We start from the raw sequence: 26,014 nt of genomic DNA, 5'->3' as shown, positions 1-26,014 counted from the left end.
CGGAGGGGCTAGGTGGACTGGGCGCGGACGGCGAGGGGGACGCCGGCCAGGTCCTCCTCGTTGCAGAGGAGCTTGAGGTCGTAGTACGGCCGGCCTTCTCGCTCGTCGTAGTCCAGGTGCAGGGCCAGTACGTCGATGGGCTCACCGAGCCATTCCTGCGCCTGGCGGAGCCAGGTCGCGCAGCGTTCCAGCGCCGCGGGCAGATCGTCGTCACGGAAACCGACCGGGCGATACGGTACGTCCTGTACCTGATCACGGGGGTTCGCCGGGGTCGGCAGACCGGGAGCGAGACCGGATTCGTCCAGTTCGAGTTGGATCGTGTGCTCAGTCACCCTTCGAGCGTCCCCCAGTAATGCCGTCTGAGCAAGGCGCCGCGTGCGGATTTGGCGTGTTCCACACGTCCGCGACCACCGCTCGGCAATATCGGAGATCCGGATCGGGCCCGTTACCGGTGCTTTCCAGCGCCCGCAGCGCCAGCCGGGCGTATTCGGCGGCCAGCGCCTCCAAGGTGAGCGGTCCGCGTGGGGAATACCACCGGGAAACGCCGTTGCACATCTCCAGCAGCGCCAGCCGGGTGATCGACGGCTCGTCGGCGGTGAACACCCCACCGGCGATGCCGTCGGCGATCGCGGACGCCCACAGCCGCTCGTAGGCGTCCCGCAGGCGCACCACCGGTTCCTGCGCGGCGGGGGAGAGCGCGCGCAGTTCGTTGTCCACCACCCGCGTCTCATCCGGTCGCAGTGCGTGGCTCATCACGTGCAGCGCGACCAGCCTGCCGAGGCGTTCCCGTGGATCCGCAACACCTTCGGTGGCCTTGGCTGCCCCATCGAGCAGCCGTTCCAGGCATTCGCGCATGATGACCGCGAGCAGTTCCTCCTTGGTGCCCATGTAGTGGTAGAGGCTCGCCGAGGACAGCCCCGCGGCCTGCGCCAGGTCGCGGATGCCGGTGCCGTGGAAGCCCTTCTCCGCGAACAACCGGACCGCCGCCCCACGGACCCGGTCGCCGGTGGTCACGGCAGCCACCGCGACTCCGTTCTGTCGTAGGCGCCCGCACGCGGGTCTTCCTTGCGCAGTTCGCCCTTGGCCACCCGCTCGGACGGGGTCAGCGGCAGGGTGTCGGCGTAGACCCAGAACCGCGGCACCTTGAAGTACGCCAGCTTTTCCCCGCAGAAGCTCGCGAGTTCCTCCGGGTCGACCGCGCGCTCGCCGGAGAGCACCACGTACGCCTTGATCTCCTCGCCACGCAGTTCGTCCGGGACGGCGATGACCGCGGCGAGCCGGACCTCCGGGTGCAGCAGCAGCGCGCGTTCCACCTCGTCGGCGGAGATGTTCTCGCCGCTGCGCCGGATCATGTCCTTCGTCCGGCCCACGTAAAATACGCGGCCGCCGGTGTCCATGTGCGCCAGGTCACCGGTGTGGAACCAGCCACCGCGGAACGCGTGCGCGGTCGCCTCCGGATCGTCGTGGTAGCCCTGCATCAGGCCGATGCCGCGGATCAGCAGTTCCCCGGTTTCCCCGCGCGGCAACGGCTTGCCGTGCTCGTCGGCGATCATCACCTCGCGGGCGGAGTTCGGCCTGCCGATGCCGCCGGTGCCGACCAGTTCGTCGTGGTCGGCCACGGAGACCCGGATGTCGCTGCCGGTCTCGGTCATGCCGAACGCCTCGAACCACGGCACGCCCCAGCGCGCCTCCAGTTCGGCGTGCAGGTCGCGGGGGATCGCGGAGGCGAAGATGGCCCGCACGTGGTGCTCGCGGTCCTGCGGGGATTCCGGCTGCCGCAGCAGCAGCGTGGGCATCAGGCCGAGGCAGTAGAACCAGGTGACCCGGTGTTCGCGCACCTTCGCCCAGAAGGTGGACGGGTGGAACCGGTCGAGCACCACCAGCTTCGCCCCGGAAGCCAGCCCCAGCGCCACGTTCCACTGTGGATCGATGTAGTGGAACGGCTGCGCGGTGAGCAGCACGTCGCCGGAGTACACCTCGGGATCGTGCAGCACCAGCGACTTCGCCAGCGTGGTCCAGTAGCGGTGTGGCAGCACGCAGCCCTTCGGCGCGCCGGTGGTGCCGGAGGTGTACTGGACGTTCGCCGCGCGCTCCCCGGCGGCGGTGAATTCCCGCGCGGGCCCCGTTTTGGTCAGCTCGTCCGGCGTGCGCACGGTGCCTTCCGGGGCGATGGTGGTGAGCAGGTCGACGAATTCCTCGGCGGCCACCACGAGCTTCGCGCCGGAATGGGTGAGCACGTGCGCGCCGTCGAGCTCGCGGTAGTTCGTGTTGATCGGTACCAGGCTCGCGCCGAGTTTGGCCAGTGCGAGCCAGAGCAACGGGAATTCGGGCTGGTTGCGCAGCATCACCGCCACGCGGTCGCCCTCTTCGACGCCCAGTTCGGCCAGTGCGATGGCGAATTCGGTGCTCTGCGCGTCGATGTCGGCGAAGGTGAGCCGGTCGCCGGTGGCGTCGAAGTGCCAGGCTTCCTTGTCCGGCCACTGGTGAGCGGCCCTGGTGACCAGCGCGACCAGGTCGTCGATCTCCTCGAGGCCGGTCATCATCGGTTCCGGAAGTCGTCGGCCGACTTGGCGAAGTCGGGGGAGGTCTCGGTGATCAGCGCGTGGGCGACCTCGAGTTCCAGGGTGGCCTCCAGCGCCGAGTCGATGCCGTGGTCGATGGCGCGCTTGGCCAGCGTGACCGCGGCCGCCGGCCGCTCGGCGAGCTTCTCCGCCCAGTTCAGCGCGGTCTCGTGCAGGTCGTCGTCGCCGGTCAGCTGGTTCACCAGGCCCATGCCCTTGGCCACCGGCGCCTCGATCTTCTCGCCGAACAGCAGCAGTTCCCTGGCCTTGAGCGGACCGACGAGCAGCGGCAGGAGGCGCGAGGCCGCCCCGGTCACGCTCAGCCCGAGGCCGACTTCCGGGAAGGCGAACACGGCGTCCTGGGAGGCGAGGATGAGGTCGCAGCCCAGCGCGAACTCGGCTCCGGCGCCCACCGCGTACCCGTGCACCGCGGCGACCACCGGCTGCGGCAGGTTGCGCAGCCGCCGGGTGACCTCCTGCAACCGCTCGATCCGGTGCCGCGAGTCGCCCGTCTGGGTCGGTTCCTTGAGGTCGTGACCGGCGCAGAAGGCGCGCCCGCGCCCGGCGAGCACCACGGCCCGCGCGCCGGAGCCCGCCACCGCGTCCAGTGCGGCCAGCAGGTCCTCGACGAGTTCGGCGGAGACGGCGTTGAGCCGGTCCGGCCGGTTCAGCCAGAGTTCGGCGATGCCCTTTTCGACGGTGAGTTCCACGGTGCCGGTCATGGGCTCAGCCTAGACGTCCGATCGATCGATCGATAGGGTGAATTCATGCAGGTGGACGCGGTGTACGAGAACGCGCGGGGGTGGACCGGCGAGTCCAGGACCGACGCGCTCGCGGTGCTGCACAGCCGGGTGGTGGCACTCGGGGACGACGCGCGCGAGCTGTCCGCCCGCAGCCGGGTCGACCTGGGTGGTGCCTCGGTGGTGCCCGGGTTCCACGACGCGCACAACCACATGGCGTGGTTCGGCATGGGCCTGGACGACGTGCCACTCGGTCCGTGCCGCAGCGTCGGCGAGGTCTACGACGCCATCGCCGCCCGCGCCCGAGAGCTGCCGCCCGGCGCCTGGATCGTCGGCAGCGGGTACGACCAGAACAAGCTCGACGGCGGCCACCCCACCCGGCACGGCCTGGACCGGGCGGCGCCCGAGCACCTGGTCCGGCTCAAGCACACCTCCGGGCACATGACCGTGGTCAACTCGCGGGTGCTCGACCAGTTGGACCTGGGGCAAACAGGGCGAAGCTCCGTTGAGGGTGGTGGCGGGCGGCGGGCGGGAGTTCCGGTCGGCGGGGACGTGGTCACCGACGAGCACGGCTCACCGACCGGACTGCTGCGCGAACAGGCCCAGCTGCTCCTGCGCCCGCTGACCTACCCGACGCCGCTGGAGACGGTCGTCCGCGGCCTCGGCCGGGCGTCCCGGCGGTACCTGTCCGAGGGCATCACCAGCGTGCAGGAGGCGGGCGTCGGCGGTGGGCTCGTCGGCGAGACACCCGCGGAGGTCGCCGCCTACCAGCTCGCCCGCGAACGCGGCCTGCTCGGCGTGCGCGCCACGGTCATGGTCGCCTCCAGCGTGCTGCACGACCTGGAAGACGTCGGTTTCGGCATCGACCTGGGCATCCGCAGCGGGCTCGGTGACGAGTGGCTGCGGATCGGGCCGATGAAGCTGTTCGCCGACGGCTCGCTGATCGGCCGGACCGCCGCCATGCACGACGACTTCGCGAACGACCCGGGCAACCGCGGCTACTTCCAGGTTCCCGAAGACGAACTCGCCGAGACGATTCTGCGTGCGCACCGGGCGGGCTGGCAGATCGCCACGCACGCGATCGGCGATCGCGCGGTGACCACCGTGCTGGACGCCTACGAAGCCGCGCTGGCCGCGCACCCGCGCGCCGATCACCGTCACCGCATCGAGCACTGCGGGGTGCTGCGGCCGCAGGAGGTCGCGAAGCTCGCCGGGCTGGGGCTGATCCCGTCCCCGCAGGGCCGGTTCGTCAACGAGATCGGTGACGGCATGCGCGCGGCGCTCGGGCCGGAGCGCGAAGGCTGGTGCTACCGGCTTCGCAGCATGCTCGACGCGGGGTGCGTGCTGCCCGCCAGCTCGGACCGCCCGGTGGTGGACGGCGCGCCGCTGCTCGGCCTCAACGACATGGTTCGGCGCGAGACCGCCGCGGGGTACGTGCTCGGCCCGCAGGAGCGCCTGACCCCGGAACAGGCCCTGCGCGCGTACACGCACGGCTCCGCCTACGCCGCCTTCCGGGAGCACGAGGTCGGCACGCTGACGCCGGGCAAGCTGGCCGATTTCGTGGTGCTGTCAGCGGATCCGACGGTGGCCGAAAGCCTGCCGGAGGCCAGGGTGCTCGCGACGGCGGTCGCGGGCGAGATCGTTTACGAGGAGGACTGATGCCCGTTCGCGACGCGGTCGCCGGCGACATCGAGGAGATCTGCGCGCTGATCGAGGAGCACGCGGTCTACGAGGGCAAGGACGACCTGAAGCTGGACCGGGACGAACTGGGCGGGTTCCTGTTCGGGCCGTCGCCGAAGGCCTGGGTGCTGATCGCCACGCCGCCGGATTCGGCCGAGGTCGCCGGGTTCGCCTTCTGCTCGTGGAACTTCTCCACCTGGGAAGCCCGTCCCGGGATCTGGCTGGACGACCTGTTCGTCCGCCCGGACCACCGCCGCCACGGCCTCGGCCGCGAGCTGCTCGACGAGCTGGCCGCCCGCACCCCCGGCCGGGTCGAATGGGACATGCAGGACGGGAACGCCAAGGCGGAAGCCTTCTACACCCAGCTCGGCGCCGAACCGGTCCCCGGCTGGATCCGCTACCGCTGGCGGCCCGGCCGGAACCCGTAGGCTGTGGGGCATGTCTGACAGCACCACTCGGCGGTCGTCGTCCATCGAGGACTACGTCCGGGCGATCTACGGGCTGGTGGAGCGCGGCGAGGCGGTGTCGAACACCTCGCTGGCCGGACGGCTGGAGGTGAGCCCGTCCTCGGTGTCGGGCATGGTCACCAAGCTGGCCCAGCATGGCCTGGTCACGCACGTGCCGTACCGCGGGATCGAGCTGACCGCCGAGGGCCACCGGCTGGCCCGCGCGGTGCTGCGGCGGCATCGGCTGATCGAGACGTACCTGGTGTCCGAGCTGGGCTACACCTGGGACGAGGTGCACGCCGAGGCGGACGCGCTGGAGCACTCGGTGTCCGACCGGCTGATCGACCGCATCGCGGCGAAGCTGGGCAACCCGGTGCGCGATCCGCACGGCGACCCGATCCCGGCCGTCGACGGCAGCATCGAGGAGTTGCAGACAGCCATCCTCGACGAGCTGCAGCCGGGCGTGGTCGGCGAGATCGTGCGCGTCTGGGACACCGACCCCGACCTGCTGCGCTACCTCACCGAGCACGCGATCAACCTCGGTGAGCGCATCGAGGTGGTGGAGCGCCAGCCGTTCGGCGGCCCGATCGTGGTCAAGGTCGGCTCGCCGCCGGACGCCGCCACGCACGCGCTCGGCAAGGAGATCGCGCAGGCACTCAGCGTGGCCGTCCGCCCCCGTTGAAGTCCGGTCAGGACCTTCGCCCCGGTTGGGGATTCGCCGTCCCGCCCGGGCATTGTTGCGCTTTGGGAGCGGGCCTACCGATCAAGCCGCCGCCGGGAATACGCTGCTGGGCCGGGTACCAGGAGCGGAGTCGCGATGACCGTGCGCACCGAAAGCCGTGAGGTCCGGGTCCTGCTGGAGAGCGGGCCGTTCGCGGCCGCGCTGCGCGCCGCCATCCGGGCACGGGGACTGGGCCTGGAGCGCATCCGGTTCCGGCTGCTCGATCGCGGCGTGCCGGTCAGCCTGGCCACGCTCAGCTACTGGCAGTCGGGTCGCTGCCGCCCGGAACGACCCGAGTCGTTGGCCGCGCTGACCGAGCTGGAGGACGTGCTCGAGGTGCCGCCCGGCTCGCTCACCCGCCTGCTCGGCCCACCGCGGCGGCGGACCTCAGCCGCCTTTGCTGCACCACGCCCGCCCCGATCGCGACCGCGGTGACCAGCAGCGTCAGCAGCATGGAGGTCCGGCTGGACTCGTTGACCAGCATGGCCACCACCACCGCGGCGAGCACCACCACGACCAGCAGCGACAGCACCGGGAACGCCCACATCCGCAGCGACAACCCGGCCTCGCCGTCCTCGCGGCGCACCCGCAGCCTGCCGCGGATCTGGGTGGCGGTGATCCACAGGTAGACGATCAGCGCCACCGCGCCGGAGGAGTCGATGAGGAAGGTGAACACCGTCTCGGTGGGCAGGAAGTAGTTGGCCACCACGGTGGCGAAGCCCATCGACGAGGACGCCAGCACCGCGCCCACCGGCACCCCGCGGCGGTTCGTCCGGCCGAACACCGGTGGCGCCTCCCGGCGGCCCGCCATCGAGTAGAGCATGCGCGAGGAGGCGTAGACCCCGGAGTTCAGGCAGGACAGCACCGCGGTCAGCACGATCAGGTCCATGACCACGCTCACCGCCGGGAAGCCCAGCTCACCGAGCACGGCGGCGTACGGGCTGGCGGTGACCTCGGCGGAGTTCCACGGCAGCAACGTCACCACCACCAGGATCGACCCGATGTAGAAGACCAGGATCCGCCACACCACGCTGCGCATGCTCTTGCGCACGGCGTCCTCGGGGTGCTGCGCCTCGCCCGCGGCGACGGTCACCATCTCGGTGCCGAAGAAGGACAGGAACACCACGGTCATCGCGGTCAGCACCGCGCCCCAGCCGTTGGGCAGGAAGCCGCCCTGGCCGGTCAGGTTGCTCATCCCGGGCGCCGGGTGGTCGCCGAACAGGCCCAGGATCGCGCTCACGCCCAGCGCGATGAAGAGGGCGATCGCGCACACCTTGATCATCGCGAACCAGAACTCGAACCGGCCGAACGAGCGCACGCTGACCAGGTTCACCGCGGTCAGCGTCGAGGTGAAGAGCAGCGCGGCCAGCCACGACGGGATCGACGGCACCAGCTTGATGGTGATCGCGGCACCGGTGATCGCCTCGAAGCCGATGATCACGCACCACTGGTAGGCGTACAACCAGCCGATCGTGATGCCGGCCCACGGGCCCAGCTCGCGGGTGGCGTAGGTGGCGAACGACCCGGTGTCCGGTGAGGCGACCGCCAGCTCGGCCAGCATCCGCATCACCAGCACCACGACCACACCGGCCACCACGTAGGCGATGAGCACGCCCGGACCGGCGGTTTTGATGGCCTTGCCGCTGCCGACGAACAGCCCGGCGCCGATCACCCCGCCGATCGCGATCATCGACAGCTGCCGGGTGCTCAGCGCGTGGTTCAGTTCGCTCATGCCGCCCCCTGGACCCTGATCGACGTTGGGGGCAGAGTTTGATCTCATCACCGGTTCGGGTCAAATCAGGGACGGGGAGTGGGATGCGCGCGGTGGTGTTCGAGGAGTACGGGGTTCGTCCGGTTTTGCGCGAGGTGCCCGATCCCGTGCCGTCCGCCGACGGCGCGGTGATCACCGTCGAGGCGACCGGCGTGTGCCGCAGCGACTGGCACTCGTTGCAGGGGCACGACTCCAGCGTCCGGCTGCCGCACGTGGCCGGGCACGAACTGGCCGGGCGGATCCTTTCCTTGGGGCCCGGCGTGCGCGGGTGGTCGGTCGGTGACCGGGTGACCGTGCCGTTCGTGTGCGCCTGCGGGACTTGTGCGCAGTGCGTGGCGGGGCACCAGCAGATCTGCGACCGGCAGTTCCAGCCGGGCGCCACGCACTGGGGTTCGTTCGCCGAGCAGGTCGCGATCGACTGGGCCACGGCCAATCTGGTGCGGCTGCCCGACGAACTCGGTTTCGTCACCGCCGCCGCGCTCGGCTGCCGGTTCGCCACGGCGTTCCGCGCGGTGGTGCGACAGGGGGAAGTCCGTGCGGGGCAATGGGTTGCCGTGCACGGGTGTGGTGGCGCGGGAATTTCGGCGGTGATGCTCGCGGTGGCCGCGGGCGCGCGGGTGGTCGCGGTGGACCTCTCGCCGGCGGCACTGGCGCTCGCCGTCGAGCTGGGTGCCGAGGCCACCGTCTCCGGGGGTGACACGGCTTCGGCGGTCAAGGAGATCACCGGCGGCGGGGCGCACCTTTCGCTGGACTGCGTGGGCTTGCCGGTGACCTGTGCCGCTTCCATCTCCTCCCTGCGGAAGCGGGGGATCCACGTGCAGGTCGGGCTGATGCCACCGGAGCAGGGCGTTCCGCCGATCGCCATGCACGAGGTGATCGCGGGGGAGTTGCGGATCGTCGGCACGCACGGGCTGCAGGCGCACGAATACCCGGAAATGCTGGGGCTGGTGGCGTCCGCCGGGCTCGATCTCGACCGGCTGATCGGCCGCCGGATCAGCCTCGACGAGGTGCCGGACGCGCTGGTGGCGATGGACGAACCGGTGGCCGCGCACAGCGGCGTGACTGTCGTCGACCGCATGAGCTAGCGAAATTGTCGGTGCTGGCCGGATCATTCCCCGGGTGGCATCCACGGGCGAACGGCTGATCGGCACCGACGAGATCGACGAGCCGGAATGGGCGGCGGTCGATCGGCGCGTCGCTGCCTCGAGCACCTGGGCGACGTTGCGGGCGATGCCGCGCGCCGCCGCGATGGTGGTCGGGCTGGCCTGGCAGACCTCGCCGCGGCTGACCGTGCTGCTCGGCGTGCTGCAGGTGCTGTCCGGCTGCGTGACCGCGTTCGGCCTGCTCGCCACGGCGGACGTGTTCACCCGGTTGCTGGAGGAAGGGCCGACGCCGGACCGCGTGCTCGGGTCGCTGCCCGCGATCGGGGTGCTGGTCGCGTCGTACGCGGTGCGCGCGCTGCTGGAGTCGGCGGTCGGCGCGGTGCAGGGCGAGCTGAAGCCGCGGGTGGAGCGGCTGGCCGAGGACGAGGTGACCGTCGCCGTGGTCACGGTCGACCTGATCGCCTTCGAGGACGCGGACTTCCGGGAACTGGCGCGGCAGGGCGGGCAGTACGGGGTGCGGGCGGTGGCGCAGAGCGTCACCCGGTTGTCGGACCTGTGCTCGTCGCTGATCGCGATGCTGGCGGCGGTGGTCACCGCGGGGCTGCTGAACCCGTGGCTGGCGCCGGTGCTGCTGGTCGCCGCGGCGGCGGACGGCTGGGCGTCGATGCGGGTGGCGAAGCTGAACTACCGGACGTTCCTGCACATGGTTGGGCGGCAGCGTCGCAAGTGGATAGTCGACGACGTGCTCACCGGGCGGGACGCGTCACTGGAGCGGCACGCGCTGACGCTGCAGTCGCCGCTGCTGGCCGAGCACCGCGCGTTGTGCGACGAGCTGACCGAGTCGGACGTGCGGCTGGAGCGGCAGACCACGGTGATCCGGTTGCTGGGCCGGGTGCTGGCCGGGCTGGGCACCGGGCTGGCGTACGTGGTGCTGGGGTGGCTGCTGTACACGGGCGCGATGGACCTGGCGCTGGCGGGCACGGCGGTGGTGGCGATGCGGACGGCCTCGTCTTCGCTGTCGAACACGATCTACGCGGTGAACTCGTTGTTCGAGGAGTCGTTCTACGTGGATTTCCACCGGGAGCTGAAGGAGCAGTCGCGCCTGCGGGCGCGGCCTTCGTCCGGGGTGCCCGCGCCCCGGAACCCGGCGACCATCCGGCTGGAGGACGTCTCGTTCACCTATCCGGGGCAGGAAAAGCCCGCGCTGGACGGGATCTCGCTGACCTTGCGGCGAGGTGAGGTGGTCGCGCTGGTGGGGTCGAACGGGAGCGGCAAGACCACGCTGGGGAAGGTGCTGACCGGCCTGTACCTGCCGACGAGCGGCCGGGTCTACTGGGACGACGTGGATGTCGCCTCGGTGGACGCGTTCTCGCTGCACGAGCAGGTCGCGGTGATCTCGCAGGAACCGACGCGATGGCCGATGACCGCGGGGAACAGCATCCGCATCGGCCGCCTCTCGCGCCCGTCCTCGGGTCCACAGTGGACCGCCGCACTGACGAACTCGGGCGCCGACGAGGTGCTGGACGAGTTGCCGAAGGGGCCGGACACCGTCGTCTCGCGCTACTTCAAGGACGCCCAGGAACTCTCCGGGGGCCAGGCGCAACGGTTCGCCGTCGCGCGCGGCATCTTCCGCGACGGCGCCATCCTCGTCGCCGACGAACCCACCGCGGCCCTCGACGCGAAAGCCGAAGCCCGCGTCTTCGCCGGCCTGCGACACGCCACCACCACCGACGACGGCACCCGCCGGACCACCGTCCTGGTCACCCACCGACTGGCGAACATCCGCCACGCGGACCGCATCCTCGTCATGGACGCCGGCCACTCATCCAAGACGGCACCCACACCACCCTCATGCAAACCCCAGGCCTATACCGCGACTACTACACCCTCCAAGCCACCCCCTACACCTAACCCACCCGCCCCCACGTTCAGAAAGCCGAACCCCACCCTCCCGCACCCGAGTCCCACGCCCACACCCCCGAACCCCACGCCCACGCCCCCGAACCACACGTTCGTGCACCCGAGTCTCACGTTCGTGCACCCGAACTTCACGTTCAGGCCCCCGAACCACACGTTCGTGCACCCGAGTCTCACGTTCGTGCACCCGAACTTCACGTTCAGGCCCCCGAACCACACGTTCGTGCACCCGAGTCTCACGTTCGTGCACCCGAACTTCACGTTCAGGCCCCCGAACCCCACGTTCGTGCACCCGAGTCTCACGCTCGTGCACCCGAACTTCACGTTCAGGCCCCCGAACCCCACGTTCGCGTGCCCGAGTTTCACGCTCGGGCTCCTGAACTTCACGTTCAGGGAGCCGAACCCCACATTCCCGCACCCGAGTCTCACGTTCGGGCACCCGAACTTCACGTTCGGGAGGCCGAATCCCACGTTCGCGTGCCCGAGTCTCACGCTTGTGCACCCGAACTCCACGCTTGCGCACCCCGCATTCGTGCGCCCGAACTCTACGTTCGGGAAGTCGAGTGCTGCATTCCCGCAGCCGAGTCTCACGCTCGTGCGCCTGAGTCACGCACCCACGCACTTGAACCCCACGTTGAGGAAGCTGAACCCCACGTTCGCGCACTCGAGTCTCGCATTCAGGAAGCCGAAGTCCACGTTCAGCAAGTCGAGTGCGCCGAACTCGGCTGCGTGAGCGTGGGGCTCAGCCACGTGAACGTAGAACTCGGGTTTCCGAACGTGGCGCTCAGTTACTGCAACGCAGAACTCGGCTGCGTGAAGGCGCGGTTCGCTTGCCTGAGCGTGAGACTCGGGCACCTGAGTGTGGAGTTCGGCTGCGGGAGTGTGGGGTTCGGCTTCCTGAACGTGAGATTCGGATGCGCGAGGGTGGGAACCGGCTGCGGGAACGCAGCTCAGGCAGGCAGGGGGAAGCGTAGGTGGACACTCGAAGGCGAGACGTCACCGTGGGCGTGTCGCGTAGGTGCGTGCCTTAGCCCGGTTTCCGCACACCCGCATGCTGCACCACCGCCGCGCGCCTCGGGGGGACGAGTCCCAGAAGGCCCAGTAGCAGTTGTCCCCTGGGCACAGGCGTAGCCGTTGCCATGAGCCGGCCGCCTGCGCCCGCGCGTATCCGATGGCCAGCTGGGTCAGGGCCCGCATGATGGGGTCAGTCGCCTGGGGTTCGAAGTCGGGCCCCGAACTAGCGGCGAAGGGCAGGCGCGCGAAGCAGCTCACGTCCACCGGCTCAACGTCCGCGTGGTTCGCCAGTGCCAGCCCCCGCAGGGTCGACCGCAGCGAGAGGGCCAGGCGAAATTCGCGGGCAGAAGCTGGGCCCGAATCCACCCCGAAACGCGAGGCCAGCCAAGTGGTCAGGGCCGACGCATCCGTCAGCTCGTCCGTCCCCTCCTCGACATCCATCGAGTTCACGAACGCCAGCACCGGCTCCAGGTACTCCGGCAGCTCCAGCGGCGCCACACCAACCACCTCCCGGCTTGACAACCCCAGTGTAACCGGTAGAGGCTAATAACCGGTTAAGCGCCTCAACAGGTTAGGAGATCCGGTGACCACGCAGGCCCCGCCGCAGCTTCGCAACGAGTGGTCGTTGCTGGTCTTCACCGCCACCACCAACCTCGCCGACGCCGTCACCAAGGTCGCGCTGCCCCTCCTCGCCGCCTCACTGACCCGCTCCCCGACCCTCGTCGCGGGCGTCGCGGCGATGCTGTCCCTGCCCTGGCTGCTCACCGCGCTGCACATCGGCGTCCTGGTCGATCGGCTCAACCGCCGTAGTCTGATGGTCACCGCCGAGGTGGCGCGCCTGGCGTCGATCGGCGTCGCCCTCGCGGCCTACCTGACCGGCACGCTGTCCCTCCCGCTGATCTTCGGCGTCGCCGGGGTGCTCGGCGTCGCGGAGGTGGTCGCGTTGACCGCGGGCGCCTCGATCATCCCGGCAGCCGTCGCGCCACTCCGGCGGCACAAGGCGACCGCGCGCATCACCGCGGTCGAGTACCTCTGCAACGGATTCGTCGGCGCCCCCGTCGGCGGCTTCCTCGTCGCCGCGGGCGCCGGGCTCGCGCTCGGCGTGACCGGGCTCGTCTACGCCGCCGGCGCGCTGCTCCTCCTCATGCTCGCCGGGAACTTCGCTGCGAAACCCGTTGAACGCCGCTCCATCCACGTCGAGATCCGCGACGGCCTCACCTTCCTCTGGGAACACCGAGTCCTCCGCACCATGGCCCTCCTCGTCGCGGTGATGGCCGGTGCGTGGCACGCCTGGCTGGCGATCCTGCCGCTCTACGCCGTCGCCCCCGGACCGCTCGGCTTCGACGCCCGTGGCTACGGCCTGCTCCTCACCTGCCTCGGCGCGGGCGGCGTGCTCGGGGCGCTCATCGTCGGCCCGGTCAACCGGCTGGTCGGCCGCCGCTGGGCGATGTTCGCCGACCTGGTCGGCTCGGTGCTCCTCGTCGCTGTGCCCGCGTTGTGGACCAGCGCCTGGGCGGTCGGCGCGGCCGCGTTCGCCGCCGGGGTCGGCGGCACGATGTGGACGGTCAACGCGCGCCTGCTCGGCCAGGAACTGGTCCCCGACCACCTGCTCGGCCGGTTCAACGCCGCCTACCGGCTGGTCAGCTGGGGTGCCGCGCCGGTCGCCGCCGCGCTCGCCGGGGTGCTCACCGAACTCGCCGGCTTCAGCGTGGCGTTCGGCTTCTTCGCGGCTCTCGGCGTGCTGACCATCGTCCCGTTCTTCCGGATCATGACCGCCGAAGCCGTCGAATAACGTGGAAGTAGGGCGAACCCCACCGTCCATGCACCGGCGCACCCCAGTGCCCCGGCCGCCACCACGCGGGACGCTCGCCCCATGACCGTAAGGCGTATCGCGCGCTGGAGCGCGACCCATCCGTGGCAGGCCATCGTGGGGTGGCTCGCCTTCGTCGCGATCGCCTTCACCGCAGGCACCCTCACCGGCACGAACCAGGCCCAGGGCCCGGACTTCTGGATCGGGGAGGCGGGCCGGGCCGAAGCGACGGCCGCCGAGGGCGGGGTTTCCCGGCCACCGGTGGAAAACGTGCTGATCACGCCCGCCGCCGCACCGGTCGCCGCCGAGGTCGCCCAGCGGGTGCGTGGCCTCGAAGGCGTGGCCGACGTCGCCGCGCCGGAGGTCTCGCCGGACGGCCGCAGCCTGCTCGTGGTGATCACCATGGCCGGTGACGACCAGCAGGCGGGTGACCACGTCGAACCGGTCCTCGAGCAGACCGCCGCGGTGGCCGCCGCGCATCCGGAGGTCCGCCTGGTGCAGACCGGCGACGCGTCGGTGGAACGCGGTCTCAGCGCGCAACTCGGCCAGGGCGTGCTGGTCACCAAGGCCATCACGCTGCCGGTGACGCTGCTCATCCTGTTCCTGGTCTTCGGTTCACTGCTGGCCGCCGGGATCCCGCTGCTCCTCGCGCTCACCGCGATCCTCGGCTCGGTCGGGCTCTACGGCCTGGCCTCGGCGTTCTTCCCGGACGCGGGCGGCGCGGTCACCAGCATCCTGCTGATGATGGGCATGGCGGTCGGCGTCGACTACTCGCTCTTCGCGCTGAAACGCGTGCGCGAGGAACGTGAACGGTCGAACGGAGAATTGAGCCATGTGGCCGCGGTGGAAATCGCCGCCGCGACCTCGGGACGCGCGATCGTGGTGTCCGGTGCCGCGGTGATCGTCTCGCTGGCCGGGCTCTACCTCGCCAGTGACGTCATCTTCTCCTCGATCGCCACCGGCACGATCATCGTGGTGGCGGTCGCCGTGCTCAGCGCGGTGACCGTGCTCCCCGCGCTGCTGGCGAAGCTCGGCCCGCGCATCGAAGGCAAGCGCCACGCCCGGCCGGCCAAGCTGTGGGACCGGCTGCTCCGCCCGGCCGTCGAGCACCCGGTGCCGACGCTGCTGGTGGGCCTGCTGCTGATCGGCGCGCTCGCCATTCCGGGCTTGAACATGAAGCTCGGCGTCGAAGGCATCAACACCTTCCCACGCTCGGTGCCGGAAATCGCGGCCTACGACGAACTCGTGGCCGCCTTCCCCGATCGCGGCGCGTCGCACATGGTCGTCATCCGCGGGGAGACCGCCGAGCGGGCAACCGAGGCGGTCGCCGGGCTGCGCACCCCGGACTCGCGTGTTGTGTCCTCTGTGGACGGCAAGATCCAGCGACTGGAGCTGCCGATCCCGTACTCGGCGGGCACCCCGGAGGCCGACGGCTCACTGGCGCAACTGCGAGCCCAACCGGTGCCGCCGGGGGTGTCGATCGCGGTGTCGGGTGAACCCGCTCGCGGCGTGGACTACTCGACGCACCAAGCGGAACGGCTGCCGTGGGTGGTCGGGTTCGTGCTGCTGGCCACGTTCCTGATGATGGCGCTGGCCTTCCGCTCGCTGGTCATCGGCGCGCTCGGCCTGGTGCTCAACCTGCTTTCCGTGCTGGCCGCGTGGGGCGCGCTGGTGGTCGTCTTCCAGAGCACCTGGGCGGAAGGCCTGCTCGGTTTCACCTCCACCGGGTTCATCGGCTCCCGCACCCCGCTGATGCTCTTCGCGATCCTTTTCGGACTGTCGATGGACTACCAGATCTTCGTGGTGAGCCGGATCCGGGAGGCGGTCGCCCGCGGCCTGCCGACCAGGGAGGCGGTGGTCGACGGCATCACCGGCTCCGCGCGCGTGGTGACTAGTGCCGCGCTCGTGATGGTTTCGGTGTTCGTCGGCTTCATGTTCATCGACCGGATCGAGATGAAGCAGATCGGCCTCGGGCTGGCGCTGGCGGTGCTGCTGGACGCGGTCATCGTCCGGATCCTGCTGCTGCCTGCCGCGATGTCGTTGCTGGGCCGGGTTTCCTGGTGGCCGGGCCGGATTCCGGCGCCCGCACCGGCACTCAGGACCCCGGCAGGTCGAGTCTGATCCGGCAGCCGGATTCGCCGACCACGGCGATCCGGCCGCCGTGCAGTTCGGCGACCCACCGGGCGATGGCGAGACCGAGCCCGGTGCCGCCGTCGCCCGCACGTTCCCCGCGGGTGAACCGTTCGAAGACGCGCTCGCGGTCGGCCGGTGCGATGCCCGGCCCGTCGTCGGCGACCTCGATGGCGAGGCCGGAGCCGACCGCGGTCGCGCGCACGCGGACCTCGCCGTCGGCCGGCCCGTGGCGGACGGCGTTGTCCAGCAGATTCGCCACGACCTGGTGCAGGCGTTCCCGATCGGCGAACGCCCGCGCGCCGGGTGGGCTCACCTCGACGGTGAACCGCACGTCCGCCCGGGTTTCCGCGACGGCTTCCCGCAGCAGCGGCTCGATTTCGAACGATTCCCGGTGCAGCGGCTGGACTCCGGCGTCGATCCGCGACAGGTCGAGCAGCTCGGTGACCAGCCTGCCGAGCCGTTCGGTCTGCCCGAGCGCGGTCTTCAGCGCGTCTTCGCCGGTCACCCCGTCGACGGCGTTCTCCAGCACGGCCCGCAGCGCGGTGATCGGCGTGCGCAACTCGTGGGAGACGTTCGCGATCATCTCGCGCCGCTGCTGGTCGGCGGCGCCCAGATCGGCGGCCATCCGATTGAATGCCAGTGCCAGCTCGCCCACCTCGTCACGGGAGGTCGCGCGCACACGCCGCGAGTAGTCGCCTCCGGCCATCGCGCGGGCGGCCGCGGTCATCTGCCGCAGCGGTTTGGTCATGCCGTGCGCCAGCACCTGCGTGGTGACCAGCGCGATGACCAGCGCGGCCAGCGCGGTCCGCGGTGGCAGCCAGCCGATCTGGTAGCGGAAGAACACCAGTGCCGCCCCGGTCGCGCCCATCACCAGCAGGCCGAGTTTCAGCTTGATGGAGCGGACCGGGTCGAGCGGCCGGGGCAGGCTCATCGGGCCTCCAGCGCGTAACCGACGCCGTGGACCGTGCGGATCAGGTCGGCGCCGAGCTTGCGGCGTAACGCTTTCACGTGACTGTCCACTGTGCGCGGTGGGCCTTCCCAGCCCCAGACCTGCGAAACCAGCTCTTCGCGGGTGACCACGGCGTCCGGGCGTCGCGCGAGGTTGGCCAGCAGTTCGAACTCGATCGGGGTCAGGTGCGATTCGCTGCCCGCCCGGCGCACGCGGCGGCGTACCGGATCGATCTCCAGATCACCGACGACGATGCGCTCGGGCTCGGCCGCCGCCGTGCGCCCGGCGCGCCGCAGCAGTGCGTGCACGCGGGCGGCCAGTTCGCGGATGGAGAAGGGTTTGGTCAGGTAGTCGTCGGCGCCGACGGCCAGCCCCACCAGCAGATCGTTCTCGTCGGCGCGCGCGGTGAGCATCAGCACCGGCACCGGGCGGCGGGCCTGGATGCGGCGGCACACCTCGAGACCGTCGTACCCGGGGAGCATGAGGTCGAGGACCACCAGGTCGGGCTCGGTCGCTTCGGCGGCGGCGACCCCGGCCGGTCCGTCGTGCGCGAGCTGCACCTCGAACCCCTCGGCCCGCAACCGGGCGGCGACCGATTCGGCGATGGTCCGCTCGTCCTCCACGATCAGCACTCTTCGCTGCATGCCCGAACTCTAGGCTGAACAGGGAAAATGCGGACAACCGCACACCTGAGCGAATCGCGACTCGATTTTGTCGGACCCGGGTGCGAACATGTGTTCGTGTCCGATCAACATCAACTGCTCGCGCGGGTGCGCAAGCTGCTCGCGAAGGCCGAGGACCCGGCGGTCACCGAAGCCGAGGCCGAGGCGTACAACACCAAGGCGGCCGAGCTCATCGCCCGCTACGGGATCGACCGCGCCGTGCTGGCCGCGGCCGGTCGCCACACCGACACCATCACCAGCGTCAAGATCCCGATGCACAACCCGTACAGCAAGGACAAGGCCCAGCTGCTGAGCTGCGTGGCCGACCCGCTGCGGTGCCGGGTGGTGCTGCTCTGCCGCGGCCAGACCGTGCAGGCGGTCACCGTGTTCGGCTTCCGGTCCGATCTGGACCGGGTGGAACTGCTGTACACCAGCCTGTTGCTGCAGGCGACCACCCAGCTGGCCAGGGTGCGGCCGGGCTGGGCCGGGCAGGGGCAGACGGTCGCGGCCTACCGGCGCACCTGGCTGGCCGGGTTCTCCTCGGCCGTGCGCCTGCGTCTCAAAGCCGCGGAATCCCGAGCCGTCGCCGAACACGACGAGCCCGGCGGCGCCTCCGCCGAACTCATCGTGCTGGACCGGAAGAAGCTGGTCAACGACGCCTACGACGCCCAATACGGCAGGCTGCGCAAAGCCTCGCCCCGCCACCTCTCCGGCACCGGCTACACCGACGGCCACTTCGCCGGCCGCCGGGCGAACCTCGGCACCACGCACCTGAAAGGCGGTGGTATCGCGCTACCCGCCCGCACCGCTTCCTGACCCCGGCGCCCTCTCGCCGCCTTAGTCCGGTCGACGCCGGGTGCTGGATGACGCATGCCTGCCGGGCTGGTCGCCGCCGCCTGGGGTGGGCTTGCCGGTTAGCCGCGGCGCCTGGCTTCGGCTCGGGTTGGCTGCTGCCTGCCCCGATCGCGTGCCTGGTCAGGCTCGGTGGGAGCCTGGGCGCGCCCCAGGCCCGCCGGGCTGATTGGCGCTCGCCGTTCGGCCGCGATGCCCGGCTTCGGCTGGGGTGGCTGCTGTCCGCCCGATGACGCGCCACGGCTGGTCAGGCTTGGCGGGTCTGGTCGCCTGCGCCCGGGTAACGCTGGGTGCTGAATGGCGCCGGGCTGACCGCGGCCGACTGGCGTGGCCTGCGTCGGCTTGCCGTTCGGCCGCGGTGTGCACCCGGCTGAGGCGGCTGCCTGCCCGATCGCGCGCCTTGTTCGGCCGACTGGCGTGGGGCGCCGTTCAGCCGCGGGCGCGGGTGGTCAGGCTCGGTGGACCTGGAACGGGGAGAAGCTCTGCGCCACCGGCATCAGTTCGAGCACGTTCACGTTGACGTGCGCAGGCTGCGCGGTGACCCAGTGCACCGATTCGGCGATGTCCTCGGCGGTCAGCGGCTGCATGCCCGAGTACACCTCGTCCGCCCGGCTCTGGTCGCCTTCGAATCGGACCACGGAGAACTCCGTGCCGCCCACCATGCCGGGTTCGACCGACGTCACGCGCACGCCGGTGCCGTGCAGGTCGCTGCGCAGGTTCAGGGTGAACTGGTGCACGAAAGCCTTCGTGGCCCCATACACATTGCCGCCGGGGTACGGGTAGGTGCCTGCGACCGAACCCAGGTTGACCACGTGCCCACGACCCCGCTCGACCATGCCGGGCAGCGCCGCGCGGGTGCAGTGGACCAGGCCGGCGCAGTTGGTGTCGATCATCTGCTGCCAGTCGTCCGGGTCGGCCTGGTGCGCGGGCTTGAGGCCCTTGGCGAGACCGGCGTTGTTGACCAGCACGTCCACCTCGGCGAAGGCGGCGGGCAGGTCGGCGAACGCCGCGGTCACCGCCTCGCGGTCACGCACGTCCAGTTCCAGCGGGTGCACCGAATCGCCCAGTTCGCCGGCGAGGTCGGCGAGCTTGTCCGCACGCCGCGCGGTGGCGATCACCTTGGCGCCCTCGGCGGCGAACCGGCGGACGATCGCGGCGCCGAAACCCGCGCTGGCCCCGGTGACGAAGACGGTTTTCTGTCGCGTACTCACGAGCCGAACCGTACTTCCCCGCCCCGGGCACCCGCGACCGAAGAGAGAAAGGCCTCAAGCGCGGCGTCGAACTCGTCGCGCCGTTCGAGGTTGGGCATGTGCGCGGCCCCCTCGATGACGACCAGCTTCGAACCGTCGATGCGCCGGTGCATGAGTTCGGCCTCCGCGACCGGCGTGTACTCGTCATCCGAGCCCACCACGATCAGCGTGGGCACCGCGACCGTGCCGAGCGATTCCACGTAGTCCAGGCGTTCCGCGCGACCCCGAAGCGCCGCCGCCGCGCCTTCCGCCGGTGCACCTCGCATCATGCCGAGCACGTGCTCGCCGACGGCGGGCAGCGCCACCAGATTGTGCGGCGCGACCATCTTCGGCAGCACCTCGCCGGCATACGCGCCGAGTCCCTCGCGCAGCAGCCGGTCGGCGGTCTCGTTCCGGACCCGCTTGCCCGCCTCCGTTTCCCCGACCGGCGAGGTGTCGGCGAGCAGCAGCCCGCGCACCCGCTCCGGGAACAGCCGGTGGAACTCCATCACGATCTGCCCGCCCATGGAGAGGCCGCCGAGCACGATCCGGTCCACGTCGAGCCGGTCGAGCAGTTCACCGAGATCGCGGGCGAAGGTCTCCAGGTGGGTCTTGCCCGGCACCACGGTGGTCTCGCCGTAACCCCGCAGGTCGGGCGCGATCACCCGCCACTGGGCACCCGCGAACCGCTCGATCTGCGGCTGCCACATGGACCGGTCGAACGGGTGCCCGTGCACCAGGACCAGCGGCTCGCCGGTGCCCTGGTCGGTGTATTCCACCGAAATTGCATCGAGGTCAATTCTGGGCATCGTGCCTGCTCTCCAGTAGTGGGTTGACAATCGCAGGCTAAGCCCGAGTAGATTGCCTAGGCAATGAAAACAATTACCTCGGTGCAATTTGGGACAATGCATGGATGACTACCGGCTGATCGCCGACCGCCTCGCCGCCGACATCGGCGAGGGCAGGCTCCGCCCCGGCGACCGCCTGCCGCCCCAGCGCCGGTTCGCCCGCGAGCACGGCATCGCCCCGTCGACCGCGACCCGCGTCTACAGCGAGCTGGTCCGCCGCGGGCTGGCCGTCGGCGAGGTCGGCCGCGGCACCTTCATCCGCGCGGCGAGCCCGCCCGCCGATCCCGCGCTCGCCGACCCCGCTGCGGCCCCGATCGACCTCGAACTCAACTTCCCGCTGCTGCCCGAGCAGGCGGAGTTGCTGGCCAAGAGCCTGAGCGGGCTGCTCCGGCCCGAGGCGCTGGGGGAGGGGTTGCGGCCGACCACGCCATCCGGGACGGCGGTGGTGCGCGAGACGTCGGCGGCTGCCTTGGCCCGCGGTGGCTGGACGCCCGATCCCGGCAAGCTCCTCTTCGCCGGCAACGGCAGGCAGGCGATCGCAGCGACGTTCAGCGCGCTGGCCGGGATCGGCGAGCGCGTCGCCGTCGAAGCGCTGACCTACCCGGTGGTCAAGGCGATCGCCACGCGGCTCGGCATCACCCTGGTGCCGATCGAAGTGGACGCCGACGGGATGGTGCCCGAGGCCGTGCGTGCGGCCCACCGGATCAGCCCGCTGCGGGCGGTGTACGTGCAGCCCGCGGTGCAGAACCCGCTCGGCCTGACGATGTCCGCCGGGCGGCGGCAGGCCCTCGCCGAGGTGCTGACCGAACTCGGCGTGCCCGCGATCGAGGACGGCATCAACGGTTTCCTCCGCGACGACCTGCCGCCGCTGCTCGCCCTCGCGCCCGAACAGGTGATCCTGGTGGACAGCCTGTCCAAGCGGCTCGCACCCGGCATGAGCCTGGGCTTCGTGGTGCCGCCGGACCGCTTCGCCGACCGGATCGCCGCCGCGCTGCGCTCGGGTGGCTGGACCGCGCTGCGGTTCGGCATGGAGGTCGCCACTCGCTGCATGGCCGACGGCACGCTCGCCGAGATCGAGGCGGCGAAACGCCTCGACGCGCTGGCACGGCAGGAACTGCGGGCGGAATGCCTGGCGGAGTTCAGCGTCCGCGCGGATCCGCGGTCGTTCCACTGCTGGTGGGACCTGCCGGAGCAGTGGCGGGCCGAAACGTTCGTTGCCGCGGCCGCCCGCCGGGGCATCGCGGTGAGCCCGGCAGCGGCGTTCACCGTGGGCGCCGGTCATGCCCCCAGCGCGGTCCGGCTCGCCTTGAGCGGTCCGCCGCCAGCGCAGCTGAAAGCCGCGTTGGATCAGCTGGCCGCACTCGCGCGTGGCACGGCGGAAGACGCCGGGACCGAATGACCCGGATCGGACAGGTGCAGCACCTGGTAGCGGATGCCGTCCGAGACCAAAGGTTCGCCGTCGTACAGGGTGAACCGCGTCAGTTCCCAGCGGCGAAGGTCGACAGCCAGCACGGTGGTGTACACCGAGTCGCCCACGGCAAACTGGGCGCGGGCCACCGCGTCCGCGGGTGCTTCGCCGTCCACAATGGACTCGGACGTGCGGATGGCGGTGGTCGCCCTGCGTGCCGGGCCGCGTGCCACCTCGATCCCCAGCCAGTGCGCGATCGGCGGCCTGCCGAAGTCGTCGCAGAGGCCGCGGAACCCGTCGCCCCACAGAAACCGGTTCATCCCCTTGGTCGAATCCCACCAGTAGAACGGCGCGTACTGGTTGACCGGCGACCCGTGCACCCCGCGCTCCCGCACGCAGTACGCCTTGAACCCCAGGCCGTCGAAGGCGTCGAGCGCGCTGCCCCTGGTCGCCACGCGGTGCCGGATGATGCCCATGTCGTAGTCGGCGGGCAGGGTGATCTCGTACTGCATCGCCTGCATCAGAGCCTCCGGACGAGCAGGTTGAGCACGCCTTCGACGGCCCGTTCGAACCCCTCGGACGAGCCGGACGCCCGCGCGAGCACGTACCCGCCCTGGAGCGTGGCGACCACGGTGGCGGCGGTGTCGGCCGGGTCGAGCCCGGCGAATTCGCCGTCGGCCTGGCCTTCGGTGATCACCTCGGCGAGCCGGCTTCGCAGCCAGTCGAAGGTCTCCTCGACCGGACGGCGCAGCGCGGGGCTGCCCACCACGTCGGGATCCTGGGTGAGCCTGCCGATCGGGCAGCCGCGCAGGATCTGCCGTTCACGCTGCAGGTAGGCGGCGATGCGCTCGGATGGCTTGCCCGGCCCGGAAAGTTCGCTGTCGGCCTGGGCGCGCATGGCCTCGGCCGTGCGTTCCACCGCGGCCAGCGCGAGTTCGGGCTTGCCGGCGAAGTGGTGGTACATGCTGCCCTGGCCGGCGCCCGCGTGCTGCTGGATGGCCTTCGGGCTGGTGCCGACGTACCCGCGTTCCCAGAGCAGCTCGCGCGTGCTCTCGATCAACCTGTCGCGCGTGTCCATCCCCAGACCGTACATACCAGTAGGTACAACAGGCAACACCGTGACCGGATCGGTCCGCATCGAGGCCGGATCCGGTCTGGTGCGGGCGTCGCCGCGAGGCGCAGGCTGAGTGCATGAACCGAGCCCTTCTGGTGATCGACGTCCAGGAATCGTTCCGGCAGCGGGACAACTGGCGGCACGTCTCGAACCCGGCGATCGTCGACCGGGTCAACCGGCTGGTGACCGCCGCCCGCGCCGACGGCGACCTGGTGGTGTGGGTGCTGCACAACGAGCCCGGCTCCGGCGGGGTGTTCGACCCGGCCGGCGGGTTTGTCCGGCTCATCGAAGGGCTCGAGCCGGAGCCCGGCGAGCCGATGGTGCACAAGACCGCGCACAACGCCTTCACCACCACGAACCTGCAGCAGACGCTGACCACGCACGGCGTGCGCGAGGTGGTGATCAGCGGAATCCGCACCGAGCAGTGCTGCGAGACCACCGCACGCGTCGCCTCCGACCTGGGCTACGAGGTCACCTTCGTCACCGAGGCGACCGCGACCACGCCGCTCCCGCACTGGGACGCGCCCGCCGACCGCAGTGCCGACGAGGTGCTCGCCGACCCGCGCACGCTCCAGACCGACGAGATCATCGCGCGCACGGAGTACGCCCTGGCGGGCCGGTTCGCCACCATCCGGACCGTGGACGAAGTGGCGGGTACGCTGACCAGATCGTGACCACTGTAATGCCCGGGGGGCGACCCCCGAACCCCCGAACCACTGTCGCTTTTCTGCTGGTGCCGAAGCTGCACCTGCTCGATCTCGCCGGGCCGGCGCAGGTGTTCTCCAGCGCCGGTGACCTCGGCCTGGGGTATCGCCTGCGCTACCTCGCCGAACGCCCGCAAGTGCCGACGGCACAAGGGATCCCGGTGGGCGCGGAAGTGGACTGGCCGGAGCTGACCCGGGACGACATCCTGCTCGTCCCGGGTTGGCGGGCGCCCGAACTCCCCGGCACGGGCCCCATCGCGGCGGAGACGCTGGCCCGGATCCGCGCGCACCACGACGCGGGCGGTCTGGTGGCGAGCGTGTGCGCGGGGGCCGACGCGCTCGGCCGGGCCGGACTGCTCGACGGCCGTCGCTGCACCACCCACCACGGGTTGCAGGAAGAGCTGGCGCGCCGGTATCCGCTGGCCACGGTGGTGCGCGACGTGCTCTACGTGACCGACGGCCAGGTGGTCACCTCGGCCGGGATCGCGAGTGGCATCGACCTTTCCCTGCACCTGATCGCCGTGCGCCACGGGCCGGGCGTGGCCGCGCGGATCGCCCGCGAGATGGTCGTCTACGCCCGCCGCAACGGCGAGGAACTGCAGGCCAGCGCCATGCTCCGGCATCGCGACCACCTCAACGACGCCGTGCACCGGATCCAGGACCTGATCGACGAGCGGTTCGCCGAGCGCCTGCGCCTGGCCGACCTCGCGCGGTCCGCGGGGTGCAGCGAGCGCACGATCACGCGGTTGTTCGGCCGGGTCACCGGGCTGACCCCGTTGCGCTACCAGCAGGTCCTGCGGGTCGAACGCGCCGAGCACCTGATCGCCCAGGGTGTGACCGTCGAGCACGCGGCCCGGTCGGTCGGCTTCGAGGACGCGCGCATGTTGAGGCGCCTGCGTTCCCGAGGCTGAACACTCCAGTTTGAGTACCCGGCGTGCTAGCCTCGGGGCCCGTACTCAAATTTGAGTGATCTCCGGAAGGTGACCCGCCGTGGAGAAGACCATCCCGCTGCTGCCCTGCGTTTCGATCACCGAGACGCTCGACTTCTACTGCTCGCTCGGCTTCGAAGTGACCTACCGGCAGAAAGCGCCCAACGTGTACGCGGTGGTCGATTTCGAGGGGGTAGAACTGCACTTCTACGTGCTGAAAGGCTTGGCGCCGCAGGACAACTTCAGCACTTGCTACGTGCTGACCGATCGGGTGGACGTGCTGTACGAGCGGTTCACCGGCGGCCTGCGCGCGGCGCTGGGCAAGGTGCCCTCGCGCGGGACGCCGCGGGTCAACCCGCTCAAGAACCTGCGTTCGGGCGCCCGGCAGTTCATCGTGATCGACCCGTCGGGCAATTACGTCCGCATCGGCCAGCCCTTCAGCGCGCCGAACAACGGGCTCGCCGAAGGACCCGTCGAGGGCCCGAAGCTCGGCCGCGTCCTGGAGACTGCCACCATGTTGGCCGACTCGCGCGACGATCCACATGCGGCGGTGCGGACGCTCGACCGGGCGCTCGCGCTCGACGAGGAAGTGCCCGCGGTGCTGCGTTTCCGTGCGCTGGTACTGCGTACCGATCTGGCGCTGCGGCTGGGCGACGAGGACGGGGCGCGGGCGCTGTTGTCCGAAGTGGACGGTTTCGGGCCGGTTGGTGACGGCGAGGCGGCCGACGAGGTGCGGCGCGTCGAGGAGCTGCGCGAACAGCTCACGATCGGGTGAAGCGAACGTGAACCAACTTCAACGCAGATAAACCAACTCGAAACGCTTGATAACCAACATGCTCGCGGTTACGCTGAGGAGGCTCCTGGCGCCTGATCGAAAGGACGGAAGCGTGCTCAGCACACGAGTCACCATTGGTTCTTCGGTCGGTCTGCACGCGCGGCCGGCCCGGTTGCTCGCCGAGGCCGCCGGCAAGCAGTCCGCCTCCGTCCGCATCGGCCGCTCCGAAGACGCACTGGTCGACGCGGCGAGCATCCTCGCGGTGATGTCGCTCGGCGTCGGCGGCGGCGAAGACGTGGTGCTGGTGGTGGAAGGCGAAGGCGCGGAAGAGACGCTGCGCGAGCTTTCCGAGCTGCTGTCCCAGGATCTCGACGCCACGGTCCCCGCCTGAGCCATCTAGCCGAAGTCCTAGTCCTCGTCATGCATCGTGGGAAGCGTGACGACACCTACGGCACTGACGGTGGTACTGGCAGGCGGTTCGGAACTGTTCACCGCGGACGGTTGCCCGCTCGACATCGATGATCTGGACGAGCCGGCGGAAGTCGAATTCGTCCGTTCTCCCGAACCCCCACGAGCGGCGGGACACGCCGAGTGACCCCCAGCGCTCGGCGTGTTCCCGCGTAATCTCTACGCGGCCGGTGCTTTCTG

At 70.6% G+C, this 26,014-nt stretch carries 27 protein-coding genes; 15 read left to right on the top strand and 12 right to left on the bottom strand.

From position 1 onward, the window contains the following. Positions 1-8: 8 nt before the first annotated feature. From JOM49_RS02425 to JOM49_RS02410, 4 genes are read right to left on the bottom strand one after another with little or no spacing between them, the layout of a single operon-like run. A complete protein-coding gene (locus tag JOM49_RS02425) occupies positions 9-332 on the bottom strand; it encodes a hypothetical protein (RefSeq protein ID WP_209662673.1) in 324 nt (107 codons plus the stop codon). Further along, complete coding sequence (locus JOM49_RS02420) at positions 325-1,014, bottom strand: TetR/AcrR family transcriptional regulator (RefSeq protein WP_209670697.1); 690 nt, start codon at positions 1,012-1,014, stop codon at positions 325-327. Before JOM49_RS02420 ends, JOM49_RS02425 begins: the two co-directional genes overlap by 8 nt. Beyond that, complete coding sequence (locus JOM49_RS02415; RefSeq protein ID WP_209662672.1) at positions 1,011-2,540, bottom strand: ATP-dependent acyl-CoA ligase; 1,530 nt, start codon at positions 2,538-2,540, stop codon at positions 1,011-1,013. The genes JOM49_RS02420 and JOM49_RS02415 overlap by 4 nt, the downstream gene beginning before the upstream one ends. Next, on the bottom strand, positions 2,540-3,283 hold the full coding sequence (locus tag JOM49_RS02410) for an enoyl-CoA hydratase/isomerase family protein (RefSeq protein WP_209662670.1): 744 nt from the start codon (positions 3,281-3,283) through the stop codon (positions 2,540-2,542). Before JOM49_RS02410 ends, JOM49_RS02415 begins: the two co-directional genes overlap by 1 nt. 45 nt (positions 3,284-3,328) lie before the next feature. Between JOM49_RS02410 and JOM49_RS02405 the strand changes: the two genes are divergently transcribed. The 4 genes from JOM49_RS02405 to JOM49_RS02390 all read left to right on the top strand — a co-directional run bounded on the left by JOM49_RS02405 (position 3,329) and on the right by JOM49_RS02390 (position 6,583). Next, entirely contained in the window at positions 3,329-4,960 is a 1,632-nt protein-coding gene (locus JOM49_RS02405) for an amidohydrolase (RefSeq protein ID WP_209662669.1), read from the top strand. Then, positions 4,960-5,409 carry a GNAT family N-acetyltransferase gene (locus JOM49_RS02400; protein ID WP_209662667.1) on the top strand — a complete coding sequence of 150 codons (450 nt, stop codon included), beginning with the start codon at positions 4,960-4,962 and terminating at the stop codon, positions 5,407-5,409. The genes JOM49_RS02405 and JOM49_RS02400 overlap by 1 nt, the downstream gene beginning before the upstream one ends. Positions 5,410-5,419: 10 nt before the next feature. After that, entirely contained in the window at positions 5,420-6,109 is a 690-nt protein-coding gene (locus JOM49_RS02395) for a metal-dependent transcriptional regulator (RefSeq protein ID WP_209662666.1), read from the top strand. A gap of 135 nt (positions 6,110-6,244) precedes the next feature. Next, on the top strand, positions 6,245-6,583 hold the full coding sequence (locus JOM49_RS02390) for a transcriptional regulator (protein WP_209662665.1): 339 nt from the start codon (positions 6,245-6,247) through the stop codon (positions 6,581-6,583). On the opposite strand, the gene JOM49_RS02385 is transcribed toward JOM49_RS02390, so the two are convergent. Further along, complete coding sequence (locus JOM49_RS02385) at positions 6,501-7,880, bottom strand: amino acid permease (RefSeq protein WP_209662663.1); 1,380 nt, start codon at positions 7,878-7,880, stop codon at positions 6,501-6,503. The genes JOM49_RS02390 and JOM49_RS02385 overlap by 83 nt on opposite strands. 83 nt (positions 7,881-7,963) lie before the next feature. Between JOM49_RS02385 and JOM49_RS02380 the strand changes: the two genes are divergently transcribed. Both JOM49_RS02380 and JOM49_RS44000 read left to right on the top strand, forming a co-directional pair. Then, positions 7,964-9,004, top strand: coding sequence for a zinc-dependent alcohol dehydrogenase family protein (locus JOM49_RS02380; protein WP_209662662.1), 1,041 nt, complete (start codon positions 7,964-7,966; stop codon positions 9,002-9,004). Between the two features lie 34 nt (positions 9,005-9,038). Continuing rightward, positions 9,039-11,672, top strand: coding sequence for an ATP-binding cassette domain-containing protein (locus tag JOM49_RS44000; protein WP_308158629.1), 2,634 nt, complete (start codon positions 9,039-9,041; stop codon positions 11,670-11,672). A 263-nt stretch (positions 11,673-11,935) separates the two neighbouring features. Here the strand turns inward: JOM49_RS44000 and JOM49_RS02365 are convergent, their stop codons facing one another. Then, positions 11,936-12,451 (bottom strand): CGNR zinc finger domain-containing protein, encoded by a 516-nt coding sequence (locus JOM49_RS02365; RefSeq protein WP_209662659.1) that lies wholly within the window; start codon positions 12,449-12,451, stop codon positions 11,936-11,938. Positions 12,452-12,536: 85 nt separating this feature from the next. On the opposite strand from JOM49_RS02365, the gene JOM49_RS02360 reads away from it, so the two are divergent. Next, on the top strand, positions 12,537-13,745 hold the full coding sequence (locus JOM49_RS02360) for an MFS transporter (RefSeq protein ID WP_209662657.1): 1,209 nt from the start codon (positions 12,537-12,539) through the stop codon (positions 13,743-13,745). An 81-nt stretch (positions 13,746-13,826) separates the two neighbouring features. Continuing rightward, entirely contained in the window at positions 13,827-15,884 is a 2,058-nt protein-coding gene (locus JOM49_RS02355; RefSeq protein ID WP_209662655.1) for an MMPL family transporter, read from the top strand. Here JOM49_RS02355 and JOM49_RS02350 read toward each other — a convergent pair. Next, complete coding sequence (locus JOM49_RS02350) at positions 15,859-16,827, bottom strand: sensor histidine kinase (protein WP_209662653.1); 969 nt, start codon at positions 16,825-16,827, stop codon at positions 15,859-15,861. The two genes, JOM49_RS02355 and JOM49_RS02350, sit on opposite strands and share 26 nt — an antisense overlap. Next, complete coding sequence (locus tag JOM49_RS02345; protein ID WP_209662651.1) at positions 16,824-17,489, bottom strand: response regulator transcription factor; 666 nt, start codon at positions 17,487-17,489, stop codon at positions 16,824-16,826. The genes JOM49_RS02350 and JOM49_RS02345 overlap by 4 nt, the downstream gene beginning before the upstream one ends. Before the next feature lie 96 nt (positions 17,490-17,585). On the opposite strand from JOM49_RS02345, the gene JOM49_RS02340 reads away from it, so the two are divergent. Then, on the top strand, positions 17,586-18,323 hold the full coding sequence (locus JOM49_RS02340; protein ID WP_282768274.1) for a DUF2786 domain-containing protein: 738 nt from the start codon (positions 17,586-17,588) through the stop codon (positions 18,321-18,323). 485 nt (positions 18,324-18,808) lie between these two features. Here the strand turns inward: JOM49_RS02340 and JOM49_RS02335 are convergent, their stop codons facing one another. Both JOM49_RS02335 and JOM49_RS02330 read right to left on the bottom strand, forming a co-directional pair. After that, entirely contained in the window at positions 18,809-19,570 is a 762-nt protein-coding gene (locus JOM49_RS02335; protein ID WP_209662648.1) for an SDR family oxidoreductase, read from the bottom strand. Beyond that, the gene (locus tag JOM49_RS02330) at positions 19,567-20,397 is read right to left on the bottom strand and encodes an alpha/beta fold hydrolase (protein ID WP_209662646.1); all 831 of its coding nucleotides are present in this window, start codon (positions 20,395-20,397) and stop codon (positions 19,567-19,569) included. The genes JOM49_RS02335 and JOM49_RS02330 overlap by 4 nt, the downstream gene beginning before the upstream one ends. Before the next feature lie 100 nt (positions 20,398-20,497). Between JOM49_RS02330 and JOM49_RS02325 the strand changes: the two genes are divergently transcribed. Then, positions 20,498-21,835, top strand: a complete 1,338-nt coding sequence (locus JOM49_RS02325; RefSeq protein ID WP_209662643.1) for an aminotransferase-like domain-containing protein — start codon at positions 20,498-20,500, stop codon at positions 21,833-21,835. Here the strand turns inward: JOM49_RS02325 and JOM49_RS02320 are convergent. Next, positions 21,784-22,365, bottom strand: coding sequence for a DUF4865 family protein (locus JOM49_RS02320; RefSeq protein ID WP_209662641.1), 582 nt, complete (start codon positions 22,363-22,365; stop codon positions 21,784-21,786). The two genes, JOM49_RS02325 and JOM49_RS02320, sit on opposite strands and share 52 nt — an antisense overlap. Continuing rightward, positions 22,365-22,922 carry a TetR/AcrR family transcriptional regulator gene (locus tag JOM49_RS02315; RefSeq protein WP_209662640.1) on the bottom strand — a complete coding sequence of 186 codons (558 nt, stop codon included), beginning with the start codon at positions 22,920-22,922 and terminating at the stop codon, positions 22,365-22,367. Before JOM49_RS02315 ends, JOM49_RS02320 begins: the two co-directional genes overlap by 1 nt. A gap of 113 nt (positions 22,923-23,035) precedes the next feature. Between JOM49_RS02315 and JOM49_RS02310 the strand changes: the two genes are divergently transcribed. The 5 genes from JOM49_RS02310 (at position 23,036) to JOM49_RS02290 (ending at position 25,961) form a co-directional block, all read left to right on the top strand. Continuing rightward, complete coding sequence (locus JOM49_RS02310) at positions 23,036-23,632, top strand: isochorismatase family protein (RefSeq protein WP_209662638.1); 597 nt, start codon at positions 23,036-23,038, stop codon at positions 23,630-23,632. A gap of 8 nt (positions 23,633-23,640) precedes the next feature. After that, on the top strand, positions 23,641-24,573 hold the full coding sequence (locus JOM49_RS02305; protein WP_209670696.1) for a GlxA family transcriptional regulator: 933 nt from the start codon (positions 23,641-23,643) through the stop codon (positions 24,571-24,573). Between the two features lie 79 nt (positions 24,574-24,652). After that, positions 24,653-25,366, top strand: a complete 714-nt coding sequence (locus JOM49_RS02300) for a DUF8817 family protein (protein WP_209662636.1) — start codon at positions 24,653-24,655, stop codon at positions 25,364-25,366. A 112-nt stretch (positions 25,367-25,478) separates the two neighbouring features. Further along, a complete protein-coding gene (locus tag JOM49_RS02295; protein WP_282768285.1) occupies positions 25,479-25,757 on the top strand; it encodes an HPr family phosphocarrier protein in 279 nt (92 codons plus the stop codon). 45 nt (positions 25,758-25,802) lie between these two features. After that, positions 25,803-25,961, top strand: a complete 159-nt coding sequence (locus JOM49_RS02290; protein WP_209662633.1) for a hypothetical protein — start codon at positions 25,803-25,805, stop codon at positions 25,959-25,961. The last annotated feature ends 53 nt before the right edge of the window (positions 25,962-26,014 follow it).

The sequence above is a fragment of the Amycolatopsis magusensis genome (genome assembly GCF_017875555.1).
GTDB lineage: Bacteria > Actinomycetota > Actinomycetes > Mycobacteriales > Pseudonocardiaceae > Amycolatopsis > Amycolatopsis magusensis.
This window is presented reverse-complemented; position numbering and strand designations above follow the sequence as displayed.

Excerpts from the sequence above, each read along its gene's own strand:
- JOM49_RS02415 (WP_209662672.1), bottom strand. The coding sequence starts at position 2,540 with ATGACCGGCCTCGAGGAGATCGACGACCTGGTCGCGCTGGTCACCAGG.
- JOM49_RS02345 (WP_209662651.1), bottom strand. The coding sequence starts at position 17,489 with ATGCAGCGAAGAGTGCTGATCGTGGAGGACGAGCGGACCATCGCCGAA.
- JOM49_RS02350 (WP_209662653.1), bottom strand. The coding sequence starts at position 16,827 with ATGAGCCTGCCCCGGCCGCTCGACCCGGTCCGCTCCATCAAGCTGAAA.
- JOM49_RS02355 (WP_209662655.1), top strand. The coding sequence starts at position 13,827 with ATGACCGTAAGGCGTATCGCGCGCTGGAGCGCGACCCATCCGTGGCAG.
- JOM49_RS02395 (WP_209662666.1), top strand. The coding sequence starts at position 5,420 with ATGTCTGACAGCACCACTCGGCGGTCGTCGTCCATCGAGGACTACGTC.
- JOM49_RS02410 (WP_209662670.1), bottom strand. The coding sequence starts at position 3,283 with ATGACCGGCACCGTGGAACTCACCGTCGAAAAGGGCATCGCCGAACTC.
- JOM49_RS02325 (WP_209662643.1), top strand. The coding sequence starts at position 20,498 with ATGGATGACTACCGGCTGATCGCCGACCGCCTCGCCGCCGACATCGGC.
- JOM49_RS02405 (WP_209662669.1), top strand. The coding sequence starts at position 3,329 with ATGCAGGTGGACGCGGTGTACGAGAACGCGCGGGGGTGGACCGGCGAG.
- JOM49_RS02315 (WP_209662640.1), bottom strand. The coding sequence starts at position 22,922 with ATGGACACGCGCGACAGGTTGATCGAGAGCACGCGCGAGCTGCTCTGG.
- JOM49_RS02310 (WP_209662638.1), top strand. The coding sequence starts at position 23,036 with ATGAACCGAGCCCTTCTGGTGATCGACGTCCAGGAATCGTTCCGGCAG.
- JOM49_RS02330 (WP_209662646.1), bottom strand. The coding sequence starts at position 20,397 with ATGCCCAGAATTGACCTCGATGCAATTTCGGTGGAATACACCGACCAG.
- JOM49_RS02400 (WP_209662667.1), top strand. The coding sequence starts at position 4,960 with ATGCCCGTTCGCGACGCGGTCGCCGGCGACATCGAGGAGATCTGCGCG.
- JOM49_RS02390 (WP_209662665.1), top strand. The coding sequence starts at position 6,245 with ATGACCGTGCGCACCGAAAGCCGTGAGGTCCGGGTCCTGCTGGAGAGC.
- JOM49_RS02320 (WP_209662641.1), bottom strand. The coding sequence starts at position 22,365 with ATGCAGGCGATGCAGTACGAGATCACCCTGCCCGCCGACTACGACATG.
- JOM49_RS02380 (WP_209662662.1), top strand. The coding sequence starts at position 7,964 with ATGCGCGCGGTGGTGTTCGAGGAGTACGGGGTTCGTCCGGTTTTGCGC.
- JOM49_RS02305 (WP_209670696.1), top strand. The coding sequence starts at position 23,641 with ATGCCCGGGGGGCGACCCCCGAACCCCCGAACCACTGTCGCTTTTCTG.
- JOM49_RS02385 (WP_209662663.1), bottom strand. The coding sequence starts at position 7,880 with ATGAGCGAACTGAACCACGCGCTGAGCACCCGGCAGCTGTCGATGATC.